This is a genomic window from Mycobacterium sp. NPDC004974 (assembly GCF_053600815.1).
This window is the reverse complement of the sequence record NZ_JBSGAQ010000004.1, coordinates 383,488-409,364: the sequence shown is the minus strand read 5'-3', so window position 1 is coordinate 409,364 and position 25,877 is coordinate 383,488. Positions and strand designations below refer to the sequence as shown.

Sequence of the window (25,877 nt, the reverse complement as noted above, 5' to 3'; positions counted from 1 at the left end):
TCCGTAAAGGACCTCGTGTAACCGCCCCGGAGATCCCCGTGTTCAGCACGGGCGGTTTCCGGGGCGGTATGCGTTAGGAGTCATGAAAGAGACTTATGAGCAAGCAGATTGAGTTCAACGAGACTGCGCGCCGGGCCATGGAGGCCGGCGTCGACAAGCTCGCCGATGCGGTCAAGGTGACGCTGGGTCCGCGCGGTCGGAACGTGGTGCTGGCCAAGGCCTTCGGTGGCCCGCAGGTCACCAACGACGGTGTCACGATCGCCCGGGAGATCGACCTGGAAGATCCGTTCGAGAACCTCGGCGCCCAGCTGGTGAAGTCGGTGGCCACCAAGACCAACGACGTCGCAGGCGACGGCACCACCACCGCCACCGTGCTGGCACAGGCCCTGGTCAAGGCCGGCCTGCGCAACGTGGCCGCCGGTGCCAACCCGATCGAGCTGGGCCTGGGTATCGGCAAGGCCGCCGACGCGGTGTCCGAGGCCCTGCTGGCCGCCGCCACCCCGGTGTCGGACAAGACCGCCATCGCCCAGGTCGCCACGGTGTCCTCGCGCGACGAGCAGATCGGTGAGCTGGTCGGCGAGGCCATGACCAAGGTCGGTCACGACGGTGTGGTCACCATCGAGGAGTCCTCGACGCTGAACACCGAGCTAGAGGTCACCGAGGGCGTCGGCTTCGACAAGGGCTTCATCTCGGCCTACTTCGTCAACGACTTCGACGCCCAGGAAGCGGTGCTCGAGGATGCCGTGGTGCTGCTGCACCGCGACAAGGTCAGCTCGCTGCCCGACCTGCTGCCGCTGCTGGAGAAGGTCGCCGAGGCCGGCAAGCCGCTGCTGATCATCGCCGAAGACGTCGAGGGCGAGGCCCTGTCCACACTGGTCGTCAACGCCATCCGTAAGACGCTCAAGGCCGTCGCCGTCAAGGCGCCGTTCTTCGGCGATCGTCGCAAGGCGTTCCTGGACGATCTCGCGATCGTCACCGGTGGCCAGGTCATCAACCCCGACGTGGGCCTGGTGCTGCGTGAGGCCGGCCTGGACGTGCTGGGCTCTGCCCGCCGCGTGGTGGTGTCCAAGGACAGCACCGTGATCGTCGACGGTGGCGGTTCCGCCGAGGCGGTCGCCGACCGGGTCAAGCAGCTCAAAGCCGAGATCGAGACCACCGATTCCGACTGGGATCGGGAGAAGCTGCAGGAGCGGCTGGCCAAGCTGTCCGGCGGTGTCGCGGTGATCAAGGTCGGCGCGGCCACCGAGACCGACCTGAAGAAGCGCAAGGAAGCAGTCGAGGACGCCGTCGCGGCGGCCAAGGCTGCCGTCGAGGAGGGCATCGTCACCGGTGGTGGCGCCGCACTCGTGCAGGCTCGTTCGGCTCTCGACAAGCTGCGCGGCGAGCTCAAGGGCGACGAGGCCCTCGGCGTCGACGTGTTCTCCTCCGCGCTGTCGGCCCCGCTGTACTGGATCGCCACCAACGCCGGCCTGGACGGCTCGGTCGTGGTGAACAAGGTCAGCGAGCAGTCCAACGGGCATGGCTTCAACGCCGCCACCCTGACCTACGGTGACCTGGTCGCCGAGGGCATCGTGGATCCGGTCAAGGTGACCCGCTCCGCGGTGCTCAACGCCGCATCCGTGGCACGCATGATCCTGACGACCGAGACGGCCGTCGTGGACAAGCCTGCCGAGGAAGAAGATCACGGGCACGGCCATCACGGCCACGCTCACTAGGTAGTCACGTGGAACACCCCCGGTCCTATTGGGCCGGGGGTGTTTTCGTCTCGCTGTAGGTGGGACGACGCGGCTAGCCCGTCAGGCCGAATGCGAGCCGCCTCCGCACCGCTAGGCGGCGGGTTTGAGGTAACGCCGTTGGGTCGTGCGGCCGGAGGGAGGTGTAGTGCGTGAGTGAATGGAAACGAGTGAGCCGGTACGTACGACACCGATCGGACCGGGTCGAAGGAAACGTGCCACTTCAGTTGTGTGCAAGGCGAGCCCGGCGTTGGCTTGACGGTAACCGATCCGTACGCCGGCTGCCCCGAAGGAGAGTAAACCGCCGAGGCCGGGCAATGCCGCATAGAAGATCGACCATAGCGACAGCGCCACCACAATCGCCGCGACGGTGTCCTTGATAACCGTGGGCGCCGAGCGGTGCGGGGGCGCAGGAGCCGCGAGTGGTGCAGGCTCCAGTTGCTGCCGCTGTGCGGTCAGCAGTGTGATCCCCCCGTCCGCCTCGATACCGCTGCCATGGACCGCAAGGGGGCTGCTGCCGGGACCCGAAGCAGCCTGTGAGAGTGAGACCACCAACAGGTTCAAGAGCGCGACGTTTGGGGTGGACATCAGTGCGTGGTAATCGCCGACACTTGGTGTATTCCACGGAATGCCAAGCGCAGCACGGATTTCCGCCGGAAGGTGCATGATCGCGTCGACGAAATCTTTGGCCGATGCCAGTACCCGCAGGAAGTAGACAACGGCCTCTCGGAACGTCGGTGCCGCGACGGGAGCCTCCGGCGACGTCGCGGCTGGGGCCGCGGTGCTGGTGGTCCCGACGGATGGTGTCGACGTGTCCTCTGCCGTGGCTGTCACCGAGGCGGTCACTGAAGAAGTCGCCGAGGAAGTCGCTGAGGAAGTCGAAGCCAGCGGCTGCGCAGATTCGGCGGTGTCCGAACTGCTCGTTGTCGCATCGGAGGCAGCCGAGTTGGCGGTCGAGTTGGCGGCAGATTCGCTCGGGGCGTCGGTGCCGGCCAGGATCTCGTCTACTAAAGGAGTCTGGATCTGCGAGCCGGCCGTGGGGGACGGATCCGCAATCACAGCTACCGCCGCTGTCGGTTCGGCTGCGGCCGTGCGGGACGTTTCGGGTGACGCCGGTAGTTTGGCGTCCGCGGTGCCTGCAGTGCCTGCGGTGCTCGCGGTGCCTGAGGTGCCTGCGGTGCCCGCGGTGCTCGCCGCTTCCGCGGTGCCCGAGGATGTGTTCGTCTGAGCGGAGACGGTCGAAGTGGGTTTGTCGGCGCCGGCCCCTGAAACTCCCGTGTTCTTGAGGGCACGTTCTGCGGCGGTCGCCGGATCATCTGCAGAAGTACCGGTCTTCGCTGTCGAGGTGGTCGACAGGATCGAGGTCCTACCGCCCTCACTGGTGGAGCTATTGGTGCCCGGACTCGAATCCGACTTGGCATTGTTCTCGGAATCCGCGGATGCAATCGCCCCGCTCATGCAGCTCATCAGGAGTCCGGTCGTCAATAGGCACACGCCCGCTAGTTGGTGAATACGTGTGGCCATGGCATCTCCTCGCAGCGGAGCATTGTGTTTGCCACTGACACGAGGATCGAGCGTGACGTAACTAACAGCTGTGCTCAATATCCTGATGGGGGACGGATTTTGTCAAGACCCGGATAGGGCCATTTTCGGCTCGAAATTTGCGAAAACAACCAAGCGCCGGGCGGGCAAGTTGGCGCCCGCCTCCGCCCGCTTCGAGGAAGCGAGGTGCCGGGAAGGCAGTCGGTGTGTGGCTCTCGGTGTCCTTGGTCTCGCGGCGCTCGGATCGCTGGGTAATGACAAGGAAAAGTCGACTCGGGCGCACAGCTGGCTACGTTGTGCTCGGCGCCGACCACAGCTGAAGCCGCCGCAGCGAAACGTAGCCAGGCATCGACGCCCGGGTCACTCGGCGCCACCTTCCACCTACGCGCGGAAGGCGACGATCTGAACGCTCGCGACCGATGTAATGAGGGCACCTCTGCTCGGGGTCGTTGTCGGTGGGATCGCCGGGGCGACCGGCTGGCGACTTGTCCAGTACGCGATCGTCGGTGCCGCGTACGGCGCTGCCATCGGGGTGATCAATATGCACAGTCTCGTGGAGGGAGCGATACGGCCGGTGCGGACCGCCGTCGCCGGTGACAGCTTCCCGTAGTCCAGGACGTCGACCTCGGTGCGCTGTCGGCTTCGTTCAACCGGATGCAGGCGGGTTTGGCTGAGCGGCAACGGCTTCACGCCGTCTTGGCTTGGTGGACGTGCGCCCCGTGGCTAGCCCTCCGTCGGAGCATTGGGACGCGCTGCGGGTGAACGTGATTCGCAACGATGCAGAACGCTTGCTTGGTTGGATGTCGATCGACTCCGGGTTGGAGTACAGCCCTTGGGAATTCAGGTAGCGGACTACTCACGCCAATTCTTGGAGAAAGCTCAATAGTTGCTGTGGGGGTCACGGAACGGGTGAAGAGGATGAGTTAGCGGATGCTTCGGCCGCTCACCGACCTGCCTAAAACCAGTCGAGGTACAACCGGCAACGTTGGGAGCGCGAAATGTCCAAGAACGTCATCGTGACGCTGCACAGCATCAGGAATGTGCATAACGGATCCGATCCAGGGAACGCCCTTGAGATCTTCGGTCGATTTGATGTCTCACACAATATGTTCAACCCCGACATCGGGGAGATCGTGACGCTAGGCGCGGTCACTCTGTTCGACCACAACGGCGACAACGCCCTGGAGATCAGTCAGGGCACCGAGTTCGTTCTCAACACCAGAGCCGAATTCCGGGTCAATGAAGGGGAATTCCTCAAGATCACAGGTCATCTGGGTGAGCAGGACGACTTCGGTCCGAATGATCAACTCGGCAGCTACGAGGAGCAGTTCTCGTTTGGCCAGCTCAGCACACGGCCACACGAGATCACGGATTTCGAGGACGACGGCCAGAACTGTTCAGTGAAGATGTCTTTCGTCGTCACCTAGGACGGCCGATACCCGGCATCACCGAGGCGGCGAGCATCGCCAGGGCCACGCCCACGAGGTAGTCACGTGGAGCATCCCCGGTCCTTTTGGGCCGGGGGTGTTTTCGCTTTCTGCGAACTTGGTGGGCTGATGGCGTCTACCGTCGCGCCATGGACCGAATCTGGCAATGGGCGTGGGATCGGTACGGAGCACGGTACTTGTGGGCGGCTTGCGTGATTTCGCTTCTCGCGGTGCAGCCGTCGTACAGGTTTTCGGGCTCAACCCATAGTCCCACCGCGCCGAGACTGCGGTGAGATCGCGATTTTCGGCGAAAAAGCGATCTGAGCGCAGGCTCGATGATCCACGCGCAGTCTCGATGAGTTTGTGGGCCGTCGTCGGTCGGTACAGGTATGACTGACGACATCATGAGCACCGCGTGCACCATCAATGCGCCGGCCGAAACCGTGTTCGCGGTGCTGGCCGACCCGACCACCCATCAGGCGATCGACGGCACCGGTTGGGTGCGGGAGTCGCTCGACGGCAAGCGGCTGACCGAAGCCGGCCAGATCTTCCGGATGGCGATGTACCACGACAACTACGGGGGCATGCATTACGAGATGGCCAACCGGATCGAGGTATTCGATCCGCCGCACGCGATCGCGTGGCTGCCGGGCCAAGGCGCGGACGACGCCAACCTCGACTTCGGCGGCTGGATCTGGCGCTACGACCTCAAGCCACTCGGCGACGACCGGACGGAGGTCACCCTGACGTATGACTGGTCGGCGGTGCCGGCGGCCACTCGCGAACACATCGAATTCCCGCCGTTTGACCGGCAGCATCTGGACAACTCGCTCAAACACCTGGCCGGGCTGGCGCAGGATCGGGCATAGCCCGTTTCGCCCTAGGCCGTCGGCTGAATCGACACCAGCCGGAACGTATCCGGCCGAGTGTCGTCCGGCGTGAACCGGACGACGAGGACGTCGGCGGGAAGCTTGGTCGCCAGGTCATTCAAGGTCCTGGGCAGGAACACCCTGGCCTTGGCGTTGCCGTACCAATTGGGGTCGGAGGGGGAGGTGTCGAGGTCACTGACCTTGTCGATCGAGGTGTCCCATTGTTGAACTGCATCTGGCGGTGTGTCGCCGAATCCCGTTGATTTCTGGTACGCATCTGCTGGTCCCGCAAGGGTAATCGCGGCACCGCCGCCAACCGGCGTCCCGGTGATCGTCCCGTCGATGACATCGGCTGTCACCGACGTCAGGCGCGCGCTGCAGACGTTGTCGACAACACTGGGCGGCACGCAAAAGCCAGGCAGCGGGTTCGCCTGGGCCGGGGCAACGTTCAGGACGGTCGGAATCACGATTGCCGCTACTGCAGCACCGACGGCTGCCATCACACGGCGGCGATCGTTCGGCATCGGGCTTACCCCCTTCGGACGCGCTGAACTATATGTCGGCGCGTCCGCCACGGAAGTTACAGATCGTCAGCTGTCGATCGGGGCGTACCAGTCGGCGTTGGTGAGCAGCACCCGGGTGCCGAGGTCGCGGTTCCACTCCGGTTCGATGCCGTGGCGCCGCACGATGGGGAAGACGACCTCCTCGAGCATCCGGGCCACGTCGCTGAAGTACAGGTCCTCCTTCGCCTGATCGCTGAGCCGGTTGTACGCCTCCTCGTCGAAGTTCTCCGGCTCGAACGCTCCGTAGCCGACGTAGGTGGAGCCGTCCTCGACCAGGCGGTCAGTGTCCTGGCTGTGGAAGTAGATGAAGCCGCTCCAGTGGCGGCTGTCGTCGCGCTCGTCGCCGATTTCGGCCGAAGCGCAGGTACCGCAGCAGGAGAAGTCGGCACGGGCGATCACGCCGTTGGCGTTCAACTCGTCGAACGCCGCCCGGGTCCGTGACTGGTAGTCGCCGATCTCGGTCTGCTGGCGCAGTCTCGCCTCGCGCAGAGCGGCGAAGGCGTCGGTGAGCTGCTCCTCGGTGAGTTCGTAGTCCTCGGCGTAGATCTCGAGGAACTCTTCGACGTCGTCGTTGCCGGTGACCAGCATGCCCCAGATCTCGGAGGTGAGGGTGGCGCGGGCCTCATCGTCCAGTGGGAGGTTCGGGAGCGTGGCTTGGGTCGGGATCGCGTTCGGGTTCGACGGTGCGCTCACGCGCTGGCCTCCAGGTCTGCAGTCGGAGCCGGGCGGATCACCCGGCGGTGGCGATCGTAGCTTCGGACGGCGCTGATCTCATCGCCCAGGGGGCCGACGCCGAATCGGTATCGGACCGATACCTCGACACGTTGCACGGTGCGGCGGATTTCGCCCCGGGTACCTCAAAATTCGGGCATGACGGAACCGCGGGAGTCACCGCGTGGTATCTCACGTCAGACGTTTCTGCGGGGTGCCGCTGGGGCGTTGGCAGTCGGGGCGGTGTTCGGAACGACGCGGGCCAGTGCCGATCCGGCAACCTCGGGCTGGGGCGATCTGACTGCCGCCATCAGGGGGCAGGTGATACTGCCGGACAGCGGTGGGCAATTCGCCTCGGCCAAGGCGGTTTTCAACACCAACTTCAACGGCCTGGCTCCTGCGGCGGTCGTCGCCCCGAGTTCGACGGCGGACGTACAGAGGGCAATGGCCTTCGCTGCCAATCACAATCTCAAAGTCGCTCCGCGCGGCGGTGGGCACTCCTATGTGGGCGCATCGACGGCGAACGGCACCATGGTCCTTGACCTGCGCCAATTGCCCGGTGACATCAACTACGACGCCGGCACCGGGTATGTCACGGTGACCCCTGCAACCGGTCTGTATGCGATTCACCAGACGCTGGCCGGAGCCGGCCGGGGGATCCCGACAGGTACCTGTCCGTCGGTCGGCGCTGCCGGACACGCTCTGGGAGGCGGGTTGGGCGCCCAATCGCGGCATGCGGGCCTGATGTCCGATCAATTGGTGTCGGCGACGGTGGTGTTACCCGGCGGCGCGGCGGTCAACGCTTCGGCCAATGAGAACCCAGATCTGTTCTGGGCGTTGCGTGGCGGGGGCGGCGGCAACTTCGGGGTGACGACGGCGCTGACCTTCGCCACCTTCCCGACCAGCGATGTGGATGCGGTGAGTCTTCACTTCCCGCTGCAGTCATTCGCGCAGGTTCTGGTCGGTTGGCAGAACTGGCTGCGTACCGCCGACCGCAACAGTTGGGCGCTGGCGGACACGGTCACCGACCCGGGAGGTGCGCACTGTCGCATCCTTGCGACCTGCCCGGCAGGCTCAGGTGACGCAGTGGCGGCCGCGGTCTCCCAAGCGGTCGGGCTGCAACCGACCGGGGTGGACAAGCACACGTTCAATTACTTGGACCTGGTGCAATTCCTGGCCGTCAACAACCTCAACCCGTCGCCGCTCGGCTATGTCGGCGGATCCGATGTCTTCCAGTCGATCACCCCGGCTGTCGCCCAGGGGATCGCCGCGGCGTTCAACGCCTTTCCCAGTGGAGCCGGCCGTCCGTTGGTGATCATGCACGCGCTCGACGGCGCGCTGGCCACCGTGGGCCCGGGGGACACCGCCTTCCCGTGGCGGCGGCAGTCCGCACTGGTGCAGTGGTACGTCGAGAACTCCGGCTCTCCGGCGGCGGCGACCCAGTGGCTCAACACCGCCCACCAAGCGGTGGCGGCGTATTCGGTGGGTGGTTACGTGAACTATCTCGAGGCGAACCAGCCGGCCTCGCGGTATTTCGGCGCCAACCTCGCCCGGCTGGCCGCCACCCGGCAGAAGTATGACCCCGGTCGGATCATGTTCTCGGGCTTGAACTTTTGACGGAGTACTGACAGCCGTCCAGATCGTGCGCGCGCAGCGTTATGTTGGTCATCAGCTCTTTGAGAGAAGGCGCGATGGACGAGATGGTTCCGCAGACACCGGCGGCTGCAGCAGCCCTTGCCGTCGCAACGCACTTCTATTCGCCTGCGTTGCTCAATCACTGCATCCGTTCGTATCTGTGGGGTTCGACGTACGCAGCGGCACATGACATCACCTTCGACAACGAGCTCTACTACGTCTCGGCACTGCTGCACGACATCGGTCTGACCGGCCCGTTCGACAGTCACCGGGTGTCGTTCGAGGAGGCGGGTGGGGACCTGGCCTGGGTGTTCGGGGTGGCCGCCGGCTGGCCTGCCGACCGGGCAGCCAGGGCGACGGAGATCATCGTGCTGCACATGCGCGACGACGTTTCGGCGGCGGTCGATCCCGAGTCCCACCTCTTGCAGGTGGCCACCGGCTGGGACGTCGTCGGACGCCGGCCAGAGGAGTTCCCCACCGCGACGCGAGCCGACATACTTGCGCGCTATCCCAGGCAAGGGTTCGGCAGCGAATTCATTGCGTGCTTCGAGGATCAGGCGCGACGCAAACCGGGTGGCGCCGCTGCTGCGTCGGTGGCCAACAATGGTGCCGAACGCATCAGAGCCAATCCGTTGGACACCTAGGCGAAGTCGCTTCAAGCCCGAGACGGAGCGCTCGAAATGCTTTCCGAGTCAAGAAGAGTGGCGACGAAATACCCGGCATGAGCGTCAATACTCCACATTGTCGCTGGTAGTGCGATATACATCCGTGCATAGACCCCGGCCGAACTGACAAAAGGGGGCGGGCGTGCGAACACCACAGCGCTACCTGATTTTAGGACTGCTACCGGCGATGCTCCCGTTCGGAGCCGTCACCACGATGGCACCTCCGGCGAGGGCGGACTGCACAAGTTCGGGCTATGCCACGGTCTGTGCGCAGGGCGACGTGCGCGGCGCAGATGGAGTGCCACGGGCAGCCACACCGGTAGTTCCCTATCCCTGTGCCAACGACTGGTACTGCGATACCGGATGGGATCTCGATGTCATCTGGGATCCGGGCCGCCCCGGCGGGCCCGGTGGTCCTGGTGGTCCGGGAGGCCCCGGCCGTCCGGGTGGCGGTGGCGGCATCAGACCGCGTTGAGGAACTACGTCATGAACCGTGGACAACTTGCTGAAGGAGCCAACATGTCGTCCTCTCATCTCACACACCGCGCCGCCGGCGCAGCGATCGGCGCCGGCGTGTTCGTCGGCCTGACACTTCTGAGTGCCGCGGCGGCCGCGGCGGATCCACCTGTCCCGCCCCCGTGCACGGCCGCCGAGATGGCGCGCGTGATGTCCGGCGTCTCTTTCGAGACCTCGAATTATCTGACCGCCCACCCCGACGTCAACGACTTCTTCACCAGCCTCAAGGGCCAGCCCAAGGACCAGATCGGGGAGAAGGTTCGCGGTTATCTCGATGCCAATCCCGCCGTTCGCGGGGATCTCGACCGCATCAGGCAACCGTCTTCTGACTTCCGGGAGCGCTGCGGACTTCCCGCGACTCCCTGATGGTTTGATGTCCATCGACCCAGAGCAGAGGTGAGCGATGGGCGGCTTGAGCCTGGCGGGCTTGGGGTTGTTTCTAGCGGGGGTCCTCGCAGCGTCAGCCTTGCTGGCTGTCGGGAGCGTGTGGATCGCCAACAAAACGGTGTACCGGTCCGGCGCCGAGAAACAAACGGGGACTCTGTCACCGTTTCTGACCACCGTGGCTCTCGTCTACGGCGCGCTGCTGGGCTTCACGGTCGTTGTCGCGTGGGAGCAGTTCTCCTCGGCGGAGGAGAACGTCACCAATGAGTCATCGACGCTGGCGACGATGTACCGGCAGACTGTGAGCCTGCCGGGGCCTGAGCAGGCGCGAATGCGGGAACTGCTGCGTACCTACACTGTCGCCGCACAGGCCGAGTGGGATACGCGGCAACGCGATGTCGCGAGTGATTCGGCGCGAGGGGCGATCACCGACATGTACCGGGTACTGGGTCAAGAAGCGCCCACCGCCCACCCGGTCAACGCCGAGATCCGCGATCAGCTCAATGTCCTTACATCGCAACGGAACACGAGAGTCCTCGATGCGAAGCCCCGGATACCGGGTCTGCTGTGGAGCGGCCTGCTGTTCGGGGCTGTCCTTCTCATCGGGCTCATCGGCTTCACACATCTCAGCAATGTGGTGAGTCACATGATCCTGTCGAGCGCGATCGCCATCCTGCTCGGCCTTCTGCTGTTCCTCATCTTCTGGCTCGACCATCCGTTCGGGCAGCAGCTCGGCGTCACGCCGACATTGCTCGACTACGCCGTGCAGGTCTTCGACGGGGTCGATCAAGGAAAGTAGGCGGTGAGGTCACCACGTGACGGGCACTTCCTCAACGCCATAGATTTCCTGCTGGTTCTGAAACGGCAGCTCGTCGACAGGGACAGTCAGGGACAGTCCTGGCAGTCGACGGGCCAGCGTGGACAGTGCGACCTGCATTTCGACTCTGGCGAGGTTCTGCCCGATGCACTGATGCACGCCGAATCCGAAACCCAAATGCCCACGGGTGTTCCGGTCGATGTCGAGGAGGGCGGGATCGTCGACGAACGTGGGATCCCAGTTCCCGGCAGGCAGGTTCATCAACAGGAAATCCCCGGCGCGGACCAACTCGCCGCCGAGGGTGAGATCCTCGGTCGCCACCCGGTCCACCTGGCTGTGCACGATCGTGAGGTAGCGCATCAACTCTTCGACGATGTTGGCGACGACGGCGGTGTCGTCGGTCCGGCTGAGCACCTCGAAGACATCGGGATGTTGCAGCAGTGCAACGGTTCCCAGGGAGATCATGCTGGCTGTGGTCTCGTGTCCGGCCTGCAGGAGGATCAGTCCGTTCATGGCGGCCGTCTCACGGCTCAGTTCACCGGATGCGACGTGGTCGGTGATGAGCCGGCTCATCAGGTCATCACCGGGCTCGCGTTCTTTGCGTGCGACCAGGTCGAACATGTAGCCGAAGAGTGCCCCGATCGCCTGGGCCTTCTCGTCCTCGGACGACCGGGCATCCAGCCCGACCGTGCTGTGGTGTTGGAAGAACGCGTGATCGCTGTAGGGCACACCCAGCAACAGCGAGATGACGAGCGACGGCACGGGCAACGCGAAGCCCCGTACGAGATCTGCCGGCGGTCCGGTCTCGATCATGGTGTCCAGGAATTGATCGACCAGTTCCTGGATCTGCGGTCGCATCGCCTCGGCCCGCCGCCAGGTGAAATCGCGAGTCATCATGCGGCGCAGCCGATTGTGTTCGGGATCGTCGATGCGTGCGAAGATCACCGGCAAGGCGTCGCCGGCGCCGACCTCGCGCAGACGCGGCTTGATCGTGTCCGCGCTGAGGCGAGGATCGACCAACGAAGCCCGGATGTCCTCGTACCGGCTGACCACCCACGTCGGCCGGCCCTGCCATATCACTCGTTGTGGTGCAGCCGATTCGCGCCACTCGGAGAATTCGGGTGGTGGTGCCAGCGGGCATCGTGCGGATCGCGGCCTCGGGATGGTGGGCAGGTCGACGTCGTCGCCGACGGTCCGGGTCATGAGTACGAACCTATCGGCCCGGTAGAACAAATGTTAGGTTTTCTCGCGATGCGGGTTCGCGCCCATGGGGGAGTCAACTCGAGTCGCACTTCACTCCCCAGGCCACGCACACCGGCCTAGCCTCGAGGCGTTGGGTCTCACCTGCCACCCGGACGAGTGAAGGAACTGAGCATGCGAGCAACCGTGATGTACGGCGCCGGCGACGTGCGTGTCGAGAATGTGCCCGACCCCATCGTGAAGGAGCCGAATGACGCCATCGTGCGCGTCACCCGTGCCTGTATCTGCGGCAGCGACCTGTGGCCGTACCAGTCGATGCCGCACAAGGATGGCGGCCGCCGGATGGGTCATGAGTTCATCGGCGTCGTCGAGGACGTCGGCTCGGATGTGTCCGGATTCCGGCGCGGCGATCTGGTGGTGGCCCCCTTCGTCTGGGCGGACAACACGTGTGACTTCTGCAAGGAGGGGCTGCAGACGTCGTGCCGCCATGGTGGCGGCTGGGGTGAGCGGGGTGTCGATGCCGGCCAGGGCGAGGCCGTGCGTGTCCCGCAGGCGCAGGGCACCTTGGTGAAGCTTCCGGTGGCCGAGGATTCTGCGCTCATGCCCTCCCTGCTGACCTTGTCGGACGTCTTCTGCACCGGCCATCACGGCGTGGTGACCGCCGGGGTGGGGCCGGGATCGTCGGTGACCGTCATCGGGGACGGCGCGGTGGGACTGTGCGCGGTGCTGGCCGCCAAGCGGCTGGGTGCCGAGCAGATCATCCTCAATGGACGGCACACCGTCCGGACCGACCTGGGTCGCGAGTTCGGCGCCACCGACGTCGTCGCCGAACGCGGCGACGAAGCCGTCGAGAAGATCCGCCAACTGACCGGCGGCGACGGTACCCACGCGGTGATCGAATGCGTCGGGACCGAGCCCTCGGTCGCCACCGCTCTCGACGCGGTACGCGCCGGCGGCCGCGTCAGCCGGCTCGGGGTATCTCAATACACTGAGGTGCCAATGGGTTTCGGCACGTTTTTCCGCAACGTCACCCTCACCGGCGGAGTCGCGCCGGCCCGCGCCTACATCGAGGAACTCATGCCCGACGTTCTCGACGGCGCCATCGAACCCGGACGGGTCTTCGACCGCACCATCGGTCTCGACGAAACCCCCGACGGCTACCGCGCGATGGCCGACCGCGAGGCCCTCAAGGTGTTGATCGAGCCATGACACTGCTGCTGCAAGATCGCGACGACCGTGGCGTCGTCACCCTGACACTGAACCGCCCGCAGGCGTTCAACGCGTTGTCCGAGGCGATGCTGACCGCGCTCGGTGACGCCTTCGACGCTCTGGCGCAGGACGACACGGTGCGTGCCGTCGTGCTCGGGGCATCCGGCAAGGCGTTCTGCGCCGGGCATGATCTCAAAGAGATGCGGGCTGAGCCGTCCCTGGAGTACTACCAGCGGTTGTTCGCCCAGTGCACCGCGATGATGCTGTCGGTCCAGCGGCTGCCGGTACCGGTGATCGCGCGGGTTCAAGGCCTCGCGACGGCGGCGGGCTGCCAGCTCGTCGCGATGTGCGATCTTGCGGTGGCCAGTGATGACGCGCGCTTCGCGGTCAGCGGCGTCAACGTCGGGTTGTTCTGTGCCACTCCGGGTGTGGCGCTGTCGCGCAACGTGCCCCGCAAGGCTGCCTTCGAGATGCTCGTGACCGGTGAATTCGTCACTGCCGAGCAGGCCCGGGTCTTGGGTCTGGTCAACCGGGTAGTGGCAGCGGACGCCCTCGACGCCGAGGTCGAGGCGGTGATCGCGAGCATCGTGGCGAAGCCCCGCGTCGCCGTCGCGATGGGTAAGGCGTTGTTCTACCGGCAGATTGATGTCGACATCGAGTCCGCCTACGCGGACGCGGGCGCGACGATGGCCTGCAACATGATGGATCCGAGCGCACTCGAAGGAGTGCAGGCCTTCATCGACAAGCGCCCGCCGCGTTGGTCGGTGGCGCCGACGTAGCAGCCGAGTCGTCCCGCATCAGGCGGCGCGGCGGTGGCCTGCCTGCGCTGATGACACTTCGACTGCATTCGATTCGTCGCCGCGAACCACGGCCATTGCCCGGTCCGCGGTGGCACCTTCTTCACTGTCACCGCGGTAGTTCCGCAGGTACCGGTCCATTTCATCCCGGCGCAGCGGCGTGGAGAAAATGCTCACGTTGTTGGTCGGGGCATCGGGTTGCCGGTCTCGGGCCAGATTGCGGGCGCCGGTGCGGAAGCCGGCAACGGCACCGACCAGGCATGCGATCAGCGCGATGCCGGCGACCACCGCCAGGTCACTGCCCGATGCCAGGGCTGCGACGAAAAGCCCGAGCGAGACGAACCCGACGAGCAGCAGAACGTACGCAATGCCGGGAACCGGAATACGGCCCACGCCTTTGAACATGTGATCACCTCACGAGAACTCGAACCTACCGAATAACTACGCTACGCGTAGCGTATCGATTGCTACGTATAGCGTAGCGCATGGCGGGGCCGAAGTATTCCCGTCGACTGACGGACAGACCGGGTAGGGGACCGATGGCACAAGGGCGGGTCGAAGACGGCATCGCTGAGTCGACGCTGTACCTGTTGCGCGCCGGAGGACCTCGGGCGGTGACCGTCGAAGCTGTTGCCGCGCACTCAGGAATTGCGAAGACGACGATCTACCGACGGCATCCCAACCGGCGGGACATGTTGGCCGGCGCGCTGTCGCGACTCGCCTCACCGGGGCCACTCGATCCCCGCGCCGACGCCCCGGAACGGCTCCGGTGGCTCATCACCCACGCGATCGCAACGGTCGAGGGCGGCATCGGACTCGGCGGGCTCGCGGCATTGCTCACCGAGGATGACCCCGAATTCACCACGGTGTTCCGGCGGATCCTGATCGACCAGCGCGCGGCGCTGGCCGCCGTGATCGACGACGCCAAGGCCGATGGTTCGATCCGCGCGGACGTTGATTCCGAGACGCTGATAGACGGGGTGGTCGGTGCGTACATCGCCGAGAATGCCCGCATCGGTGACATCGAAGACGGTTGGGAGGAACGCTTGTTCAAGCTTTTCTGGCCCGCGGTGCGGGCGGGCAAATAGCCTGCTCCACGAAGCAGACAGGGGGTTGAAGAAGCAGTGCCGTTGATCGATGTGACGTGCGGGGCGTGGGCCACCGATGCCGTGCGGTCGCGGCTGGCGGAAGTGCTACCGGCGGCGGTCTCGATCGCCGTCGAATGCGGCGACGAACCCTACGATGGCAACCTCCAGCCGGGGGATGTGCTGATCCGGTTCCACGACGTCGGACCGTTCGATCGGTTCGACCTCGATGTGCTGATCGAGGTCAAGTCGAAGTTCTTTCCAGATCGGGCTGAGGATCGGCAGGCCGGTGCCGACGCCATACTTGCCGCCGCGCAGACCGCGACCGGTGCGGGCTGCCGGATCGGTGTCTATCTGACCCTGCCTGTGGCGGCTTGGTCTCAGACGGAGGTCAGCTGACCGTGTCGGCTGAGCTCACCGGCGCTGCAGCTCGATGATCGGGATGACGCGGTCGGTCTTGGTTTGGTATTCGCCGAATCCCGAGGCCTGCTCGACGATGCGCGGATAAGCGGCGTCGCGCTCGGCCAGCGGCATCTCCCGCGCGTGCACGTCATAGGCGTCGGTGCCGATCTCGATGTGGGCATCGGGATGCGCGCGCAGGTTGTGTAACCACGCGGGGTCGACGTCGGCGCCCGCGTACGAACCGACGATGGCGAGCTTGCCGTCGAGGTCGAACGCCATCACCGGGTTGACGCGCTCCTTGCCGCTCTTGGCCCCGGTGGTGTGCAGCAGAAGCAGCGTCGCGCCCTCGAACGGTCCGCCGACCTTGCCGCCGTTGGCGCGGAACTCGGCGATGATGTTGTCATTCCAGTTGTCTGCCATGACTTCCTTCCTACGCCTGGGCTCCGCGACGGTGCATGCAGATCACGAAATCGCCCGGTCGATTCATCGCTCGGTAGTGGTGATGTGGACCGACGACGTCAGAGTCTCATGTACCGGGCAGCGTTCGGCGATGTCCATGAGCCGCTGCCGCTGAGTGTCGTCGAGTTCGCCGATCAACTCGATCTCGCGGTCGATATGGTCGATCATGCCTTTGGTGGTCTCGCAGTCGGCACAGTCTTTCGCATGAATGCGTGAGTGCCGCAACATCACTCGCACCTTATCGAGGGGCCAGCCCTTGCGGTTGGCGTACATCCGCACCGTCATCGACGTGCATGCTCCCAGACCGGCCAACACCAGGTCATAGGGATTCGGGCCGGCATCGTCGCCCACCGGGAGGGGTTCGTCAGCGACGAGTTGGTGGCGCCCGGCGGTGATCTGCTGGGTGTAGGTCCCTGCGCCTGTCTCGGCGACCGTCACGTCAGTGGTCATATTCACGAGTTTCCGCGAGCAGACGCAAAACTGCCTCGAAATGCTGATCTTTGGGCAGTTTTGTGACTGCTCGCCGAACCTGTTGGTCGTTCATGTCGTCACCTTTCACGCGCGGCAATCGTCAACAAGGTGAACCCCTTGGCGGCCGGACATCGGAGGCGACAACCATGACCCTACAACTCGGCGTGATCGCGACGCTGATCGTCGCGATCACCATCGCGGCCAATGCGGCAATGGCGCTCGGGGACCTTGTCGGGGCCAGCTTCGTGCTGGCCAACTCGGCGGAGGTCGGCGTCCCGCGGACCTGGGTACCGGTGCTCGGGTTACTCAAGGGCGCGGCAGCCGTCGGACTGCTCGTGGGCCTGCTCGCGTTCCCACCGCTCGGCGTCGCGGCCGCGATCGGACTGATCGCGTTCTTCATCGGTGCCGTCATCACCCACATCCGCGCACAGGTGTTCTACAACATCGCTTTTCCCGCTACGTTCCTCGTGCTCGCGGTGTTGTCGCTGGGGGCCTTTGTCGCGGGCTGACCACCTGGACCCAACTCGACACAACTGAAAAGGCCCCATCCCTTGCGGGATGGAGCCTTTCAACTCGGCGTGACGCTCAGGCGCTACAGCCGATGCCCTGCTTGAGCAAGAGCTCGCGCTCGGACTCACCCAGGCCGCCCCAGATGCCGTACGACTCACCGATAGCCAGTGCGTGTGAACGGCATTGGGTGATCACCGGGCACCTGTGGCACATCTCCTTGGCGCGCACCTCACGTTGAGCCCGGGCCCGTCCGCGTTCACCATCGGGGTGGAAGAACATCGACGAATCGACACCACGGCAAAGTCCCTGCATCTGCCAATCCCAGATATCCGTATTGGGTCCGGGAAGCTGCTGCGGATGTTGCATTTGGAAAACCGCCTCTCTGCTCGCCCATCTCGCCAAAGCGGGCGGGGTTTGAATTCGGTTGAACCCAACTGAGGATGTCGATGGGTTCGGTCGGCCCGATCAACTCAGGACAGCTCAGTCGAGGTCGTAGCAGGCCTCCAGGAATTCCATTTCCAGGTGGAGGATCTCGGACACCAGGGCGCCGAGGTGCTCGATCTCGTCGTCACTCACGACGAGGCTGTCGACCTCATGGGTGAGGAAGTCGACGGTGTCGATGTAGGGCAGCTCCGCATGCGAGGTAATCCATTCCTGCAGGGCCTCCGACCGCTGGGCCGGCACGGCGGCTGCTCGCGAACACCACAGCGCGTAGAGCCGTTCCGACGGGTACATGCAGGCGACGATCTCCGCATAGGTTCCGGTATCGCAGATCTCCAGCACGCGCTCGCCGAGTTGCTCGGCGCGACGCCGGGCGTTCGGTCCGGGTTCGGCCGCGCCGCCCGCCGCCGATACCTGGTCGAAGAAGTCGTGCTGGTCACCGATGAACGAGGCCATGGTGGCCGCGTGTCCGCGAATCGCCGGCAGTCCCGGCGCTCGCAGGATGGCCGACCCGAGGGCGCGTGCCGCCACGGTGACGAACTCGGCCTCCAGCAGCATGTAGCGCGCCAGGACGTCTTCGGAGAGCGTGCCGTCGGTCGCCTCCCTGATGAACCGCGAGTCGAGCTTCGCCTCCCACGCCGAGGCGGCCGCCCCGATCAGGCGCTCGCTCACCGGGCTCACTGCCGTCGACTGCGAAGTTGTTCCGGTCTGCTGCACTGACATTGTCAGTTTTCCTTTCCGTTGATCAACCAGGTCACCAAGCCGCCCCAGAGCCGTGAGTAGTCCTGCGAATCGAGGTACTGCCGTGAAGCCCAGTGCTCGCTGCAGTCGCTGGCGTAGGCCAACGCCCTGCCCTCGCCGTACGGCCAGGTGACAAGAATCGGATCCGCCCCGACGTTGAGGAGCACGTCGCCGCCGTCGCGGGCCACCAGCCGGTTGTAGCCGAGAAGCGGGCCGAAGGTCTGGGCACCACCCAGGGCCGCGTGGTCCGGATGCGCGGTTGTCGGATCGACCCCCTGAGGCAGCTCGACGCGGTCATCGGCCGCGGCGATGGTCACCGGAAGGACCTCCGCGATCGGCGTATTCGCATAGGCGGCACGGTTTTCCAAGCCGGCAAACGAGAGGTACCCGCCGATCATGGCGAACCCGCCTCCAGCGCGCACGTAGTCGACGATCTGAGTCAACGGGTTGATGGTCGGGGTCGCCCGCTCCCAACACTGCGCGGTCAACATGAACGTGTTGGCGCCCACGTCACTGAGGAGCACGGCGTCGTACTTGTCCAGCTCCGGCCATTGGGCGTCCACCAAATGCGCCGGGAGGTGATGGAAGCGGTGTCCGGCCGAGGTGACCGCCCGCTCGATCCATTCGGTACCCACGCCGTACGAGCTGTAGGTGAAGGAGTCAAATCCTTTGACGTCCGTGGTGTTTCGGATCCAACTCTCTCCAATTAGCAATATGTCGCTCATGCGTTTTCTCCTTGTGTAGACATTGGTGCGAAAAGTCGAAGCGGTCAGATGCGAATGCGTGGGTCTGCCGCCGCCTGAAGTACGTCGATGATCGCGTTCACGGTCACGTACCCGACACCGACCACCAGCGTCACACCCGCGATCCCGGGGAAGTCGCCGGACGGAATGCTCTGGGCCACATACGCGCCCACTCCCGGCCAGCCGAAGATGACCTCGACCACCGCCAGGCTGGCGAAGATGCCGCCTACCTGAAGCCCGATCATCGAGAGCGTCGAGCCGATCGAGTTCCGAATGCCGTGCCGCGACAGGACTCTCCACTCGCCGAGGCCCTTTGACCGCGCGGTGCGGATGTAGTCCGAGTCCATCGTGTTGGTCAAGCTGCTGCGAAAGACGCGGGCGACGGCAACCGCGGGAGTCAGCGCAAGGACAGTGACCGGGAGAACCAGATGCAGGGCGGCATCTCCGGCCAGTGCGAAGTCGCCGGCAAGCAGAGAGTCGATGAAGACGACCCCGGTGGGGCTCTGGGGAACATCGAACGCCGCGGTCTGACCACTGGCCGGAAGCCACGCAAGTTGGGCGTAGAACACCACGACGGCGATCAGCCCCAGCAGAAACGGCGGGACCGAGGCCAGACCGATGAGTGCGTTGTTCAGCACCGAGGTGCCGCGGACACCGCGCCCGGCGAGCGCGCCCACCGTCAATCCGACGACAACAGCCAGCGTCAGCGCCAACGCGAGCAGGGTGAGACTGGCCGGCAGGTACTGGAGCACGTCCTCGCTGACCGGTCGCCGGGTGCGGATGGAGATACCCAGATCGCCGTGGAGCAGCCGATCGATGTAGTGGATGTACTGGGAGGGCAGCGATCGATCCAGCCACAACTCGTGACGCTTGGCCGCCAACGCCTCCGGCGATGCGCTGGCGCCGAGAATCTGCTTGGCGGGATCTCCCGGCGTGGCCTGGCGAAGCAGGAACAGGGTGCCGGTGAGGACGAGCAACACGGCGACGAGCGCGAGCAGTCGATTGACGACAAATCGAATCATTGAACTACCTCCTATCGATTGCCGAGCATGATGCGGAGGGCGTCCCCGGCCTTGTTGGCGATGAAGGCGGCCAGAAGAACCGTCATTGCAGGCGCGACGGAGATCCAGGCGGCGTTGAGCAGCATGGGAATACCGGCGGCGGCCATGCTTCCGAGCTCCGGTGCCGGTTGGGGTGCGCCCAGGCCGATGAACGACAACCCGGCCAGGGTGACGATCAGGCCGCCGACGTCCAGGCTCGCAGCGACCAGGATTGTGGGGATCGCACCGGGGAGCAGGTGCCGCCCCCAGAGCCGGAGTACTCCGACCCCGGCCACCCGAGCCGCCTCGACGTGAGGCCGCGCGGCGAGCTGGCGGATCTCCCCGCGGACGATCCGGGAGTAGTAGGGCCACCACACGACGGCGACGCCGATCAGGGTGTGGGTCAGCGAAGGCCCGAGGGCGGAGACGACCGCGATGGCGAGCACCGGCGCCGGCAAGGCAAGGAAGAGATCGGTCAGGCGCATGAGAAGCGTGTCGACCCAGCCGCCCACCGCTCCGGCAACCAGACCGATTCCGCCGCCGATGACCAGGCCGGAGGCGATCACCGCCAAGGCAGCGAACCAACTCGTCCGCAGGCCCAACAGGCACCGGCTGAGGAGATCCCGGCCGGCATCGTCCGTGCCGAACAGGAATGCGGAATCCGGCGGGGTGAGGGGAGTTCCGGCCGGAATCAGGGCACTGTGCGGCGCCAGCAATGGCGCGGTCAGCGCAACCAGGGTGAGCGCGATCAGGGCCCCCACCCAGAACCGCTCGGACCAGCCCGCGTGCGTGCCAGTGCGGATCGCCCGGCGGGGGATCAACCAACGGCCGGGGCGGACAGCGACCTCGGTCATTGCGGGGCCTCCTGATTGAAGCAAGCGACGCGCTGCCCGACCACGGGCGTGGCCGTCAACGTGGGTATTGCCGTGCACTCCGGCAGTGCGCGATCGCACCGCAGGCGGTAGGCACATCCGTCCTGGGGGAGTCCGGATTCATCGGTGGCAGCGGCGGTGACGTGCGGGTGGGGTTCCAACTTCGGTATCGCATCGAGCAGTGCCCTCGTGTAGGGATGCCGGGGCGCGGAGATGACTTCCTCGACCGGTCCTTCTTCCACGATCCGGCCCATGTACATGACGACGAGCCGATCGGCGACGATGCGCGCTGCGGCGATGTCGTGAGTGACGAAGAGCATTGCCATGTCGAGGTTCCGGCGCAGGTCGCCCAGCAGATTGAGTACCCCGGCGGCGCGCGAGACATCGAGCGCGCTCGTCGGTTCGTCCGCGAGAAGTAGGGCCGGGGGTTCGACGATCGCGCGAGCGAGCGCAAGGCGTTGCCGCTGACCGCCGGACAGCTGGCGGGGCTTGAGCGGCAAGGCGGACTGCGGCAATCCGACATTGGTACAGGCGACCCGGACCTTCTCCAGCCGGCTCGCCCGATCGAGCCCGATACCCCGCAATCGCTCACCGATGAGTTCGGCAGCGGTCATCCACGGCGTCAGAGACGCGCCGGCATCCTGAAACACCATCTGAGGTCGTACCGCGCCGCCGAAGTTCAACTGGCCGGCCGACACCGATTGGAGCCCGGCCACCGCCCGCAGCAATGTCGACTTGCCCGAACCGCTCTCTCCGACGATGGCGACGCACTCCGTGTTCCCGACGGTGAGGTTCACTCCGTCCAGGGCGTGCAGGACGTGGCGGCGGCCCCAACCCGACCGCGACGTGAACGTGACGCTGACGTCGCGGACCTCGAGGGGGACGGTTGTCGCCGCCGCGTCGGCGATGAGCTGCGAGTCGATCAGCTGCCCGACCGCCCCGGTGTCGGCGGTCGGCGCCGGCACGTCATCGAGGACACAGGCGGCCAGGTGTTTGGGCACGGGTCCACGGAACTGCGGGGTTCCGGCATCGCACGCGTCGTGGTGGTACTCGCACCGGGAGCTGAAGATGCACCCGCCCGGCTCACTCGTCGGCGCGGGAAGATCACCAGGCATCTGGGGGAGGCGGTGGGTGCGGTCGGTGGACAGACTCAGGCGAGATTGCAGCAGAGCCCGCGTGTAGGGATGCCGGGGCGTGTGGATGACCTCAGAAGTCGGCCCCGCCTCAAGGAGGCGCCCGGCGTACATGACGGCGATCCGATCGGCGATCTGTGCCGCCACCCCGAGGTCGTGGGTGATGAAGAGCATGGACGCATCGGACTGGCCCCGCAGGTCATGCAGGAGCCGGAGGACACGCGCCTGAACCGTGACGTCGAGGGCCGTCGTCGGTTCGTCCAGAACGATCAGGCGCGGCCGCCGGACGATGGCCATCGCCAGCATGACGCGCTGTCTCTGGCCGCCGGACATCTGGTGCGGGTACCAGCTCATCCGCTCTTCCGGCTGGGGCACGCCGACTTCGGAGAGGATGCGGATCGCCTCGGCCCGATCGGTCGCAACCTCCAGGATCTGGTTGCCGATCGTCATCGTGGGGTTGAGCGAGGTCATCGGATCCTGGAAGACGGCTCCCAGCGAATTCCGTCGCAGCTCACGCATTTGGCCCGGCGAGGCCGAGATGACAGGTACACCGCACACTGCCATCTCGCCCTCGATGACGGGCCCGGCCTCGTCGGGCAGCAGGCCCAGCAGGCTCAGCCCCAGGACGGTCTTGCCCGACCCGGACTCGCCGACGAGACACACCACCTCGCCCGGCTGGATGTCCAGAGACACCCCACGCACGGCGCGGACCGTTCCGTCCCCGGTTGGGAAGGACACCCGCACGTCCTTCAGGCCGGCGACCGGAGCCGGGGTCGCTTCCTCCGATCGATCCGCCTTCGCGGGCGACGGGCTCAGCATGGCTTGATCGATGGGAGGCGCAACGCCCACATCGTCGTGAAGTCGTGCTCCCACCCGCACAGACCGGAGCGCGCCACGATGACGGCCCGCTGATCCGCCAAGGGCAGGTAGTTCCCGCTGGTGGTGTAGAGGTCTGCCGCCGCCGCGTACTTCTGTGCAGCTGCTGCCTCGGACTCCGCCCGCAAGCCATCGACGATGAGCTGATCAGCGGCAGCCACGTTCGTCGGGGCGAAATAGCTCAGTCCGCCTGTGCGGGAGTAGAAGACCGTCGGAAACGCCGAGGGGTCCGCGTCGTCAGAGTTGGCGGGCAGGATGAGCATGTTGGGACGACCCTGATCCTGCGTCGGCCAGGCCCAGGTCGTCTCCTGAGTGACCCCGCGGGTGGTGACCTCGAGCCCGGCAGCGCTCAACTGGGTCTGCAGCAACTGGGCGACCTGGGCGTTCAGCGCGTCGTCGGTGGTGTAGGCCAGATCGACTTTCTTCGAGGGCAGCGTCGCGACCAGAGCCTTCAGCTTGCTCGGATCGTAGGTCGGGTTGAAGACGCCCTTGCCCCCGGGGAGCAGGCCAGCCGGGAGGATGCTCGTCGCCACCGAAGCGGTGTCTCCGTACACCTGATCGACGATGGCCTTGCGGTCCACTGCCTGCGCGATCGCCTGGCGTACCGGCTCGGAGTTGAACGGCTCCATGTCCGGGTTGATCCAGGCGTTGAGCCGAACGATGGACGGCAACATCTGGGTCTGGAATTTCGGCTCGGCGAACCGCTGCAGGTCGCGGAACGGCACCCCGTGGTAGATCAGGTCGAGTTGCCCCTGTTCGAGCATGAGCTGCTGGGTGGTGAAGTTCGGGACCATCGAGAACTGCATCGTCGGGAAGCCGGCCTTCTCACCCCAATACCCGTCGAAGCGCTTGAGTTGATAGCTCTGCCCGGGGCTTACCGCCCCGAGTTGGTAGGCACCCGTGCCCGCCGAGTGTGTCGCAAGCCATTTCTGTGCGTGGTCCCCGTCGACAGTGTTGTCCGCCACCGCTTTTGAGCTCACAGCGCGAATTCCGTAGGGGGACGCGAGATAGTGCAGGAAGGCCGAATTGGGTTGTGACAGTTTCAGCACGAGGGTAAGCGGATCGGGCGTCTCGATGGTCTCGACATCCTTGACGAGGTACACCGTCGCGAGGTCGAGAGCCTTACGGCGTTCGATCTCGGCCTTCCAGGACGCGGAGTCCATTGCTGTGCCGTCGTGGAACTTGACCCCGTCACGCAAGTGGAAGGTGTACGTCAGCCGGTCGGGTGAGACGTCCCAGGAGGTGGCCAGCAGCGGATCGATCTCCGTCGAGGAGTCCCCGCGGTACTGGACCAGGCCTTCGTAGGCCGCCTGGACCACACTCATCCCTTCGCCGTCCATGAAGACGTCCGGGTCCAGCGACCCGGGGTCGTACGAGAAGGCCAGGCGCAAGGCATCGCCGGGAGGCTGGCCGGCGACGTTGGAGCCACCGCAGCTGGCGACCGTGAATGCCAGGGCGATTGTGGCGAGCACCGTGGGAACGAGTCGTCGATTCATGGTCAGGGCACCATCCGATCGGGTGTGGGCGGTTGAGATTGTTCGATGAGGGAGGCAAGGGTTGGGCGACGTGCGGTTGTCGCCGGGTGTTGTCAGGCTTCGGTGAGGTAGCGGCGCACGACCGCAGCACCCGCTGGGTCGTGGTTGTCGAGAAATTGCACGACGTCGCCGACGGGCCCGATCCCGGCCTGAGGGCCGAACTCGGTGACGGTTCTGGCGGCAGCCGCATTGGCGAATACCAGTGCGGCCTGCAGGTCCCAGCCGGCAGTGAGGCCGTACATCAGCGAGCTGCCGAAGGCGTCGCCGGCGCCGGTGACATCCACGGCCGAGACGGGGATGCCGGCGATCGCGATCCGGGTGCCGTCGTCGGTGTGGGCCGTGGCGCCGCCGGCACCAAGGGTGACGACGACGGTCCTGATCCCCTTCGCGAGCAGAGCCTCGACTCCACTCCCTCCGGGTGAACGCGCATCGAGCCGGGCCATGCCCACCTCATTGACGAGAACGATGTCGACCGCGCTCAGCAGGTCGTCGTGTTCTTCACCTTCGGCGCAGACATCGAGGTCCACCGCCACGGTGACTCCCGCCGCGCGCACGTCTTGCAGCAGCTCGCGGCCCGAGACGTCACCGGGCGGCCGGAGCCGGTGCAATTCCATCGGCGTGGAGTAGATGAACGGTGCCGTCGCGAGATCTCGCCCCAACTCAGGCGTTACGGGGACCTGGTATTCCCCGACCTCGGGAATGAACACCACATGCTCGTCCCCGACGAGGTAGATCATCGTCCGTGAGTCGTTCAATGCCGGATCGGTGAGCACGTGGCTCACCCCGACGCCGTTGTCCCCGAGACGGTGCAGCAACTGCTCTGCCACCGCCCCACCGTTGAGCGCCGTCACCAGTTCGCAGGAACCGGAGTACCCGGCATACCGGCAGGCCGCGTTTGCGATCATCCCGCCCGTAACCGGAGGGAGCATCTGCACCATCGCCTTGTCGGGTGGAGTCGGCCACTTCTCCATGCGGTAGTACTCGTCGAGGGCAACATCGCCGATGAAGACGGCGGTGCGCCCGGCGGCAGGGACCGGCGCGCTCATCCGATCACCACGGGGCCGTCGAGCAGGTCCACCCACGCCGCGTCCGATTCGGGGACGCGGCCGGCGATCCACAGGTAGCTCGTCGCCGAGTCCCGGCCGCGGCAGGCGTCGTGCCAGACACCCGGCTCGAGAATGACGACATCACCACGTTCGAGAGTGAAAGCCTCGACCTGCGCGGCCATGGGCGCAGGCCCCTGGGTGGGCGGCGCGACAGCGAGCACGATCGGGGCGTTCGTGCACACGAGGACCTCTGTCGTGGTGCGGTGCCGCTCCATCTGCTTGCATTCCCACGGGCCTTGGGCGCATGACGTCATGCCCAATTGGGCTGAGCCCAAGGTCAATTCGCTTCGGGTGTGTACGTCGCTCCAACCGATACCCGCACCCCGCCCGACATCGTCTGAGTCCTCGGACAGGCGGAAGTGGGAACCGTAGGCCGCGAAGCCGGCCGAGGACAC

General features: G+C 65.6%; 30 protein-coding genes. 14 read left to right on the top strand and 16 right to left on the bottom strand.

Going from position 1 to position 25,877, the window contains the following annotated elements; all coding sequences use genetic code 11:
• Positions 1-95 precede the first annotated feature (95 nt).
• Positions 96-1,715, top strand: coding sequence for a chaperonin GroEL (groL, locus tag ACWEFV_RS12850; RefSeq protein WP_135453007.1), 1,620 nt, complete (start codon positions 96-98; stop codon positions 1,713-1,715).
• Between the two features lie 111 nt (positions 1,716-1,826).
• Here groL and ACWEFV_RS12845 read toward each other — a convergent pair whose 3' ends face one another.
• Complete coding sequence (locus ACWEFV_RS12845; RefSeq protein WP_450070425.1) at positions 1,827-2,579, bottom strand: hypothetical protein; 753 nt, start codon at positions 2,577-2,579, stop codon at positions 1,827-1,829.
• On the opposite strand from ACWEFV_RS12845, the gene ACWEFV_RS12840 reads away from it, so the two are divergent.
• The 4 genes from ACWEFV_RS12840 to ACWEFV_RS12825 all read left to right on the top strand — a co-directional run bounded on the left by ACWEFV_RS12840 (position 2,545) and on the right by ACWEFV_RS12825 (position 5,571).
• On the top strand, positions 2,545-2,961 hold the full coding sequence (locus tag ACWEFV_RS12840) for a hypothetical protein (RefSeq protein WP_450070424.1): 417 nt from the start codon (positions 2,545-2,547) through the stop codon (positions 2,959-2,961). The genes ACWEFV_RS12845 and ACWEFV_RS12840 overlap by 35 nt on opposite strands.
• Before the next feature lie 738 nt (positions 2,962-3,699).
• Positions 3,700-3,885 (top strand): hypothetical protein, encoded by a 186-nt coding sequence (locus tag ACWEFV_RS12835; protein WP_450070423.1) that lies wholly within the window; start codon positions 3,700-3,702, stop codon positions 3,883-3,885.
• A 388-nt stretch (positions 3,886-4,273) separates the two neighbouring features.
• Entirely contained in the window at positions 4,274-4,702 is a 429-nt protein-coding gene (locus ACWEFV_RS12830) for a hypothetical protein (protein WP_135453011.1), read from the top strand.
• A 389-nt stretch (positions 4,703-5,091) separates the two neighbouring features.
• Entirely contained in the window at positions 5,092-5,571 is a 480-nt protein-coding gene (locus ACWEFV_RS12825) for an SRPBCC family protein (protein WP_450070422.1), read from the top strand.
• An 11-nt stretch (positions 5,572-5,582) separates the two neighbouring features.
• Here the strand turns inward: ACWEFV_RS12825 and ACWEFV_RS12820 are convergent, their stop codons facing one another.
• Both ACWEFV_RS12820 and ACWEFV_RS12815 read right to left on the bottom strand, forming a co-directional pair.
• Positions 5,583-6,095, bottom strand: coding sequence for a hypothetical protein (locus ACWEFV_RS12820; RefSeq protein ID WP_450070421.1), 513 nt, complete (start codon positions 6,093-6,095; stop codon positions 5,583-5,585).
• Between the two features lie 66 nt (positions 6,096-6,161).
• Positions 6,162-6,827, bottom strand: coding sequence for a DUF6891 domain-containing protein (locus ACWEFV_RS12815; RefSeq protein WP_450070420.1), 666 nt, complete (start codon positions 6,825-6,827; stop codon positions 6,162-6,164).
• Between the two features lie 177 nt (positions 6,828-7,004).
• Between ACWEFV_RS12815 and ACWEFV_RS12810 the strand changes: the two genes are divergently transcribed.
• The 4 genes from ACWEFV_RS12810 to ACWEFV_RS12795 all read left to right on the top strand — a co-directional run bounded on the left by ACWEFV_RS12810 (position 7,005) and on the right by ACWEFV_RS12795 (position 10,844).
• Positions 7,005-8,462, top strand: a complete 1,458-nt coding sequence (locus tag ACWEFV_RS12810; RefSeq protein WP_450070419.1) for an FAD-binding protein — start codon at positions 7,005-7,007, stop codon at positions 8,460-8,462.
• A gap of 74 nt (positions 8,463-8,536) precedes the next feature.
• The gene (locus tag ACWEFV_RS12805; protein WP_450070418.1) at positions 8,537-9,124 is read left to right on the top strand and encodes an HD domain-containing protein; all 588 of its coding nucleotides are present in this window, start codon (positions 8,537-8,539) and stop codon (positions 9,122-9,124) included.
• A gap of 540 nt (positions 9,125-9,664) precedes the next feature.
• Positions 9,665-10,027: a heme-binding protein gene (locus ACWEFV_RS12800; protein ID WP_135453016.1), complete on the top strand. Its 363-nt coding sequence runs from the start codon at positions 9,665-9,667 to the stop codon at positions 10,025-10,027.
• Between the two features lie 37 nt (positions 10,028-10,064).
• Entirely contained in the window at positions 10,065-10,844 is a 780-nt protein-coding gene (locus tag ACWEFV_RS12795) for a bestrophin-like domain (protein ID WP_135453017.1), read from the top strand.
• A 9-nt stretch (positions 10,845-10,853) separates the two neighbouring features.
• Here ACWEFV_RS12795 and ACWEFV_RS12790 read toward each other — a convergent pair whose 3' ends face one another.
• On the bottom strand, positions 10,854-12,065 hold the full coding sequence (locus ACWEFV_RS12790; protein WP_450070417.1) for a cytochrome P450: 1,212 nt from the start codon (positions 12,063-12,065) through the stop codon (positions 10,854-10,856).
• A 171-nt stretch (positions 12,066-12,236) separates the two neighbouring features.
• On the opposite strand from ACWEFV_RS12790, the gene ACWEFV_RS12785 reads away from it, so the two are divergent.
• Both ACWEFV_RS12785 and ACWEFV_RS12780 read left to right on the top strand, forming a co-directional pair.
• Positions 12,237-13,271 (top strand): zinc-binding dehydrogenase, encoded by a 1,035-nt coding sequence (locus ACWEFV_RS12785; RefSeq protein ID WP_135453019.1) that lies wholly within the window; start codon positions 12,237-12,239, stop codon positions 13,269-13,271.
• The gene (locus tag ACWEFV_RS12780; RefSeq protein ID WP_450070416.1) at positions 13,268-14,050 is read left to right on the top strand and encodes an enoyl-CoA hydratase; all 783 of its coding nucleotides are present in this window, start codon (positions 13,268-13,270) and stop codon (positions 14,048-14,050) included. The genes ACWEFV_RS12785 and ACWEFV_RS12780 overlap by 4 nt, the downstream gene beginning before the upstream one ends.
• Before the next feature lie 18 nt (positions 14,051-14,068).
• Here ACWEFV_RS12780 and ACWEFV_RS12775 read toward each other — a convergent pair whose 3' ends face one another.
• Positions 14,069-14,473: a hypothetical protein gene (locus ACWEFV_RS12775; protein WP_450070415.1), complete on the bottom strand. Its 405-nt coding sequence runs from the start codon at positions 14,471-14,473 to the stop codon at positions 14,069-14,071.
• Between the two features lie 134 nt (positions 14,474-14,607).
• On the opposite strand from ACWEFV_RS12775, the gene ACWEFV_RS12770 reads away from it, so the two are divergent.
• The gene (locus ACWEFV_RS12770) at positions 14,608-15,156 is read left to right on the top strand and encodes a TetR/AcrR family transcriptional regulator (protein ID WP_135453021.1); all 549 of its coding nucleotides are present in this window, start codon (positions 14,608-14,610) and stop codon (positions 15,154-15,156) included.
• Between the two features lie 36 nt (positions 15,157-15,192).
• Complete coding sequence (locus tag ACWEFV_RS12765) at positions 15,193-15,552, top strand: hypothetical protein (protein WP_210115488.1); 360 nt, start codon at positions 15,193-15,195, stop codon at positions 15,550-15,552.
• Between the two features lie 15 nt (positions 15,553-15,567).
• Here the strand turns inward: ACWEFV_RS12765 and ACWEFV_RS12760 are convergent, their stop codons facing one another.
• Both ACWEFV_RS12760 and ACWEFV_RS12755 read right to left on the bottom strand, forming a co-directional pair.
• Positions 15,568-15,975: a nitroreductase family deazaflavin-dependent oxidoreductase gene (locus tag ACWEFV_RS12760; protein WP_450070414.1), complete on the bottom strand. Its 408-nt coding sequence runs from the start codon at positions 15,973-15,975 to the stop codon at positions 15,568-15,570.
• 63 nt (positions 15,976-16,038) lie between these two features.
• Complete coding sequence (locus ACWEFV_RS12755) at positions 16,039-16,464, bottom strand: OsmC family protein (protein ID WP_450070413.1); 426 nt, start codon at positions 16,462-16,464, stop codon at positions 16,039-16,041.
• 167 nt (positions 16,465-16,631) lie between these two features.
• Between ACWEFV_RS12755 and ACWEFV_RS12750 the strand changes: the two genes are divergently transcribed.
• Complete coding sequence (locus tag ACWEFV_RS12750; protein WP_450070412.1) at positions 16,632-16,994, top strand: DoxX family protein; 363 nt, start codon at positions 16,632-16,634, stop codon at positions 16,992-16,994.
• A 76-nt stretch (positions 16,995-17,070) separates the two neighbouring features.
• On the opposite strand, the gene ACWEFV_RS12745 is transcribed toward ACWEFV_RS12750, so the two are convergent.
• From ACWEFV_RS12745 to ACWEFV_RS12705, 9 genes are all read right to left on the bottom strand, one after another.
• Positions 17,071-17,361 (bottom strand): WhiB family transcriptional regulator, encoded by a 291-nt coding sequence (locus ACWEFV_RS12745; protein ID WP_135453025.1) that lies wholly within the window; start codon positions 17,359-17,361, stop codon positions 17,071-17,073.
• A 114-nt stretch (positions 17,362-17,475) separates the two neighbouring features.
• A complete protein-coding gene (locus ACWEFV_RS12740) occupies positions 17,476-18,159 on the bottom strand; it encodes a TenA family protein (RefSeq protein WP_135453026.1) in 684 nt (227 codons plus the stop codon).
• Positions 18,160-18,161: 2 nt separating this feature from the next.
• Positions 18,162-18,902 carry a glutamine amidotransferase gene (locus ACWEFV_RS12735; protein ID WP_135453027.1) on the bottom strand — a complete coding sequence of 247 codons (741 nt, stop codon included), beginning with the start codon at positions 18,900-18,902 and terminating at the stop codon, positions 18,162-18,164.
• A gap of 44 nt (positions 18,903-18,946) precedes the next feature.
• Positions 18,947-19,942, bottom strand: coding sequence for an ABC transporter permease (locus ACWEFV_RS12730; protein WP_135453028.1), 996 nt, complete (start codon positions 19,940-19,942; stop codon positions 18,947-18,949).
• An 11-nt stretch (positions 19,943-19,953) separates the two neighbouring features.
• Positions 19,954-20,814 (bottom strand): ABC transporter permease, encoded by an 861-nt coding sequence (locus ACWEFV_RS12725; protein ID WP_135453029.1) that lies wholly within the window; start codon positions 20,812-20,814, stop codon positions 19,954-19,956.
• The gene (locus tag ACWEFV_RS12720) at positions 20,811-22,784 is read right to left on the bottom strand and encodes a dipeptide ABC transporter ATP-binding protein (RefSeq protein WP_450070411.1); all 1,974 of its coding nucleotides are present in this window, start codon (positions 22,782-22,784) and stop codon (positions 20,811-20,813) included. The genes ACWEFV_RS12725 and ACWEFV_RS12720 overlap by 4 nt, the downstream gene beginning before the upstream one ends.
• Positions 22,778-24,337 (bottom strand): ABC transporter substrate-binding protein, encoded by a 1,560-nt coding sequence (locus tag ACWEFV_RS12715; RefSeq protein WP_450070410.1) that lies wholly within the window; start codon positions 24,335-24,337, stop codon positions 22,778-22,780. The genes ACWEFV_RS12720 and ACWEFV_RS12715 overlap by 7 nt, the downstream gene beginning before the upstream one ends.
• 92 nt (positions 24,338-24,429) lie before the next feature.
• The gene (locus ACWEFV_RS12710) at positions 24,430-25,422 is read right to left on the bottom strand and encodes a carbohydrate kinase family protein (protein WP_135453032.1); all 993 of its coding nucleotides are present in this window, start codon (positions 25,420-25,422) and stop codon (positions 24,430-24,432) included.
• Positions 25,419-25,877, bottom strand: a complete 459-nt coding sequence (locus tag ACWEFV_RS12705; RefSeq protein WP_167857753.1) for an ureidoglycolate lyase — start codon at positions 25,875-25,877, stop codon at positions 25,419-25,421. Before ACWEFV_RS12705 ends, ACWEFV_RS12710 begins: the two co-directional genes overlap by 4 nt.

Excerpts from the sequence above, each read along its gene's own strand:
- ACWEFV_RS12760 (WP_450070414.1), bottom strand. The coding sequence starts at position 15,975 with ATGGCAGACAACTGGAATGACAACATCATCGCCGAGTTCCGCGCCAAC.
- ACWEFV_RS12790 (WP_450070417.1), bottom strand. The coding sequence starts at position 12,065 with ATGACCCGGACCGTCGGCGACGACGTCGACCTGCCCACCATCCCGAGG.
- ACWEFV_RS12750 (WP_450070412.1), top strand. The coding sequence starts at position 16,632 with ATGACCCTACAACTCGGCGTGATCGCGACGCTGATCGTCGCGATCACC.
- ACWEFV_RS12800 (WP_135453016.1), top strand. The coding sequence starts at position 9,665 with ATGTCGTCCTCTCATCTCACACACCGCGCCGCCGGCGCAGCGATCGGC.
- ACWEFV_RS12745 (WP_135453025.1), bottom strand. The coding sequence starts at position 17,361 with ATGCAACATCCGCAGCAGCTTCCCGGACCCAATACGGATATCTGGGAT.
- ACWEFV_RS12830 (WP_135453011.1), top strand. The coding sequence starts at position 4,274 with ATGTCCAAGAACGTCATCGTGACGCTGCACAGCATCAGGAATGTGCAT.
- ACWEFV_RS12715 (WP_450070410.1), bottom strand. The coding sequence starts at position 24,337 with ATGAATCGACGACTCGTTCCCACGGTGCTCGCCACAATCGCCCTGGCA.
- ACWEFV_RS12775 (WP_450070415.1), bottom strand. The coding sequence starts at position 14,473 with ATGTTCAAAGGCGTGGGCCGTATTCCGGTTCCCGGCATTGCGTACGTT.
- ACWEFV_RS12725 (WP_135453029.1), bottom strand. The coding sequence starts at position 20,814 with ATGACCGAGGTCGCTGTCCGCCCCGGCCGTTGGTTGATCCCCCGCCGG.
- ACWEFV_RS12720 (WP_450070411.1), bottom strand. The coding sequence starts at position 22,784 with ATGCTGAGCCCGTCGCCCGCGAAGGCGGATCGATCGGAGGAAGCGACC.
- ACWEFV_RS12795 (WP_135453017.1), top strand. The coding sequence starts at position 10,065 with ATGGGCGGCTTGAGCCTGGCGGGCTTGGGGTTGTTTCTAGCGGGGGTC.
- groL (WP_135453007.1), top strand. The coding sequence starts at position 96 with ATGAGCAAGCAGATTGAGTTCAACGAGACTGCGCGCCGGGCCATGGAG.
- ACWEFV_RS12740 (WP_135453026.1), bottom strand. The coding sequence starts at position 18,159 with ATGTCAGTGCAGCAGACCGGAACAACTTCGCAGTCGACGGCAGTGAGC.
- ACWEFV_RS12710 (WP_135453032.1), bottom strand. The coding sequence starts at position 25,422 with ATGAGCGCGCCGGTCCCTGCCGCCGGGCGCACCGCCGTCTTCATCGGC.
- ACWEFV_RS12735 (WP_135453027.1), bottom strand. The coding sequence starts at position 18,902 with ATGAGCGACATATTGCTAATTGGAGAGAGTTGGATCCGAAACACCACG.
- ACWEFV_RS12805 (WP_450070418.1), top strand. The coding sequence starts at position 8,537 with ATGGACGAGATGGTTCCGCAGACACCGGCGGCTGCAGCAGCCCTTGCC.
- ACWEFV_RS12785 (WP_135453019.1), top strand. The coding sequence starts at position 12,237 with ATGCGAGCAACCGTGATGTACGGCGCCGGCGACGTGCGTGTCGAGAAT.
- ACWEFV_RS12730 (WP_135453028.1), bottom strand. The coding sequence starts at position 19,942 with ATGATTCGATTTGTCGTCAATCGACTGCTCGCGCTCGTCGCCGTGTTG.
- ACWEFV_RS12820 (WP_450070421.1), bottom strand. The coding sequence starts at position 6,095 with ATGCCGAACGATCGCCGCCGTGTGATGGCAGCCGTCGGTGCTGCAGTA.
- ACWEFV_RS12810 (WP_450070419.1), top strand. The coding sequence starts at position 7,005 with ATGACGGAACCGCGGGAGTCACCGCGTGGTATCTCACGTCAGACGTTT.
- ACWEFV_RS12835 (WP_450070423.1), top strand. The coding sequence starts at position 3,700 with ATGAGGGCACCTCTGCTCGGGGTCGTTGTCGGTGGGATCGCCGGGGCG.
- ACWEFV_RS12755 (WP_450070413.1), bottom strand. The coding sequence starts at position 16,464 with ATGACCACTGACGTGACGGTCGCCGAGACAGGCGCAGGGACCTACACC.
- ACWEFV_RS12770 (WP_135453021.1), top strand. The coding sequence starts at position 14,608 with ATGGCACAAGGGCGGGTCGAAGACGGCATCGCTGAGTCGACGCTGTAC.
- ACWEFV_RS12825 (WP_450070422.1), top strand. The coding sequence starts at position 5,092 with ATGACTGACGACATCATGAGCACCGCGTGCACCATCAATGCGCCGGCC.
- ACWEFV_RS12780 (WP_450070416.1), top strand. The coding sequence starts at position 13,268 with ATGACACTGCTGCTGCAAGATCGCGACGACCGTGGCGTCGTCACCCTG.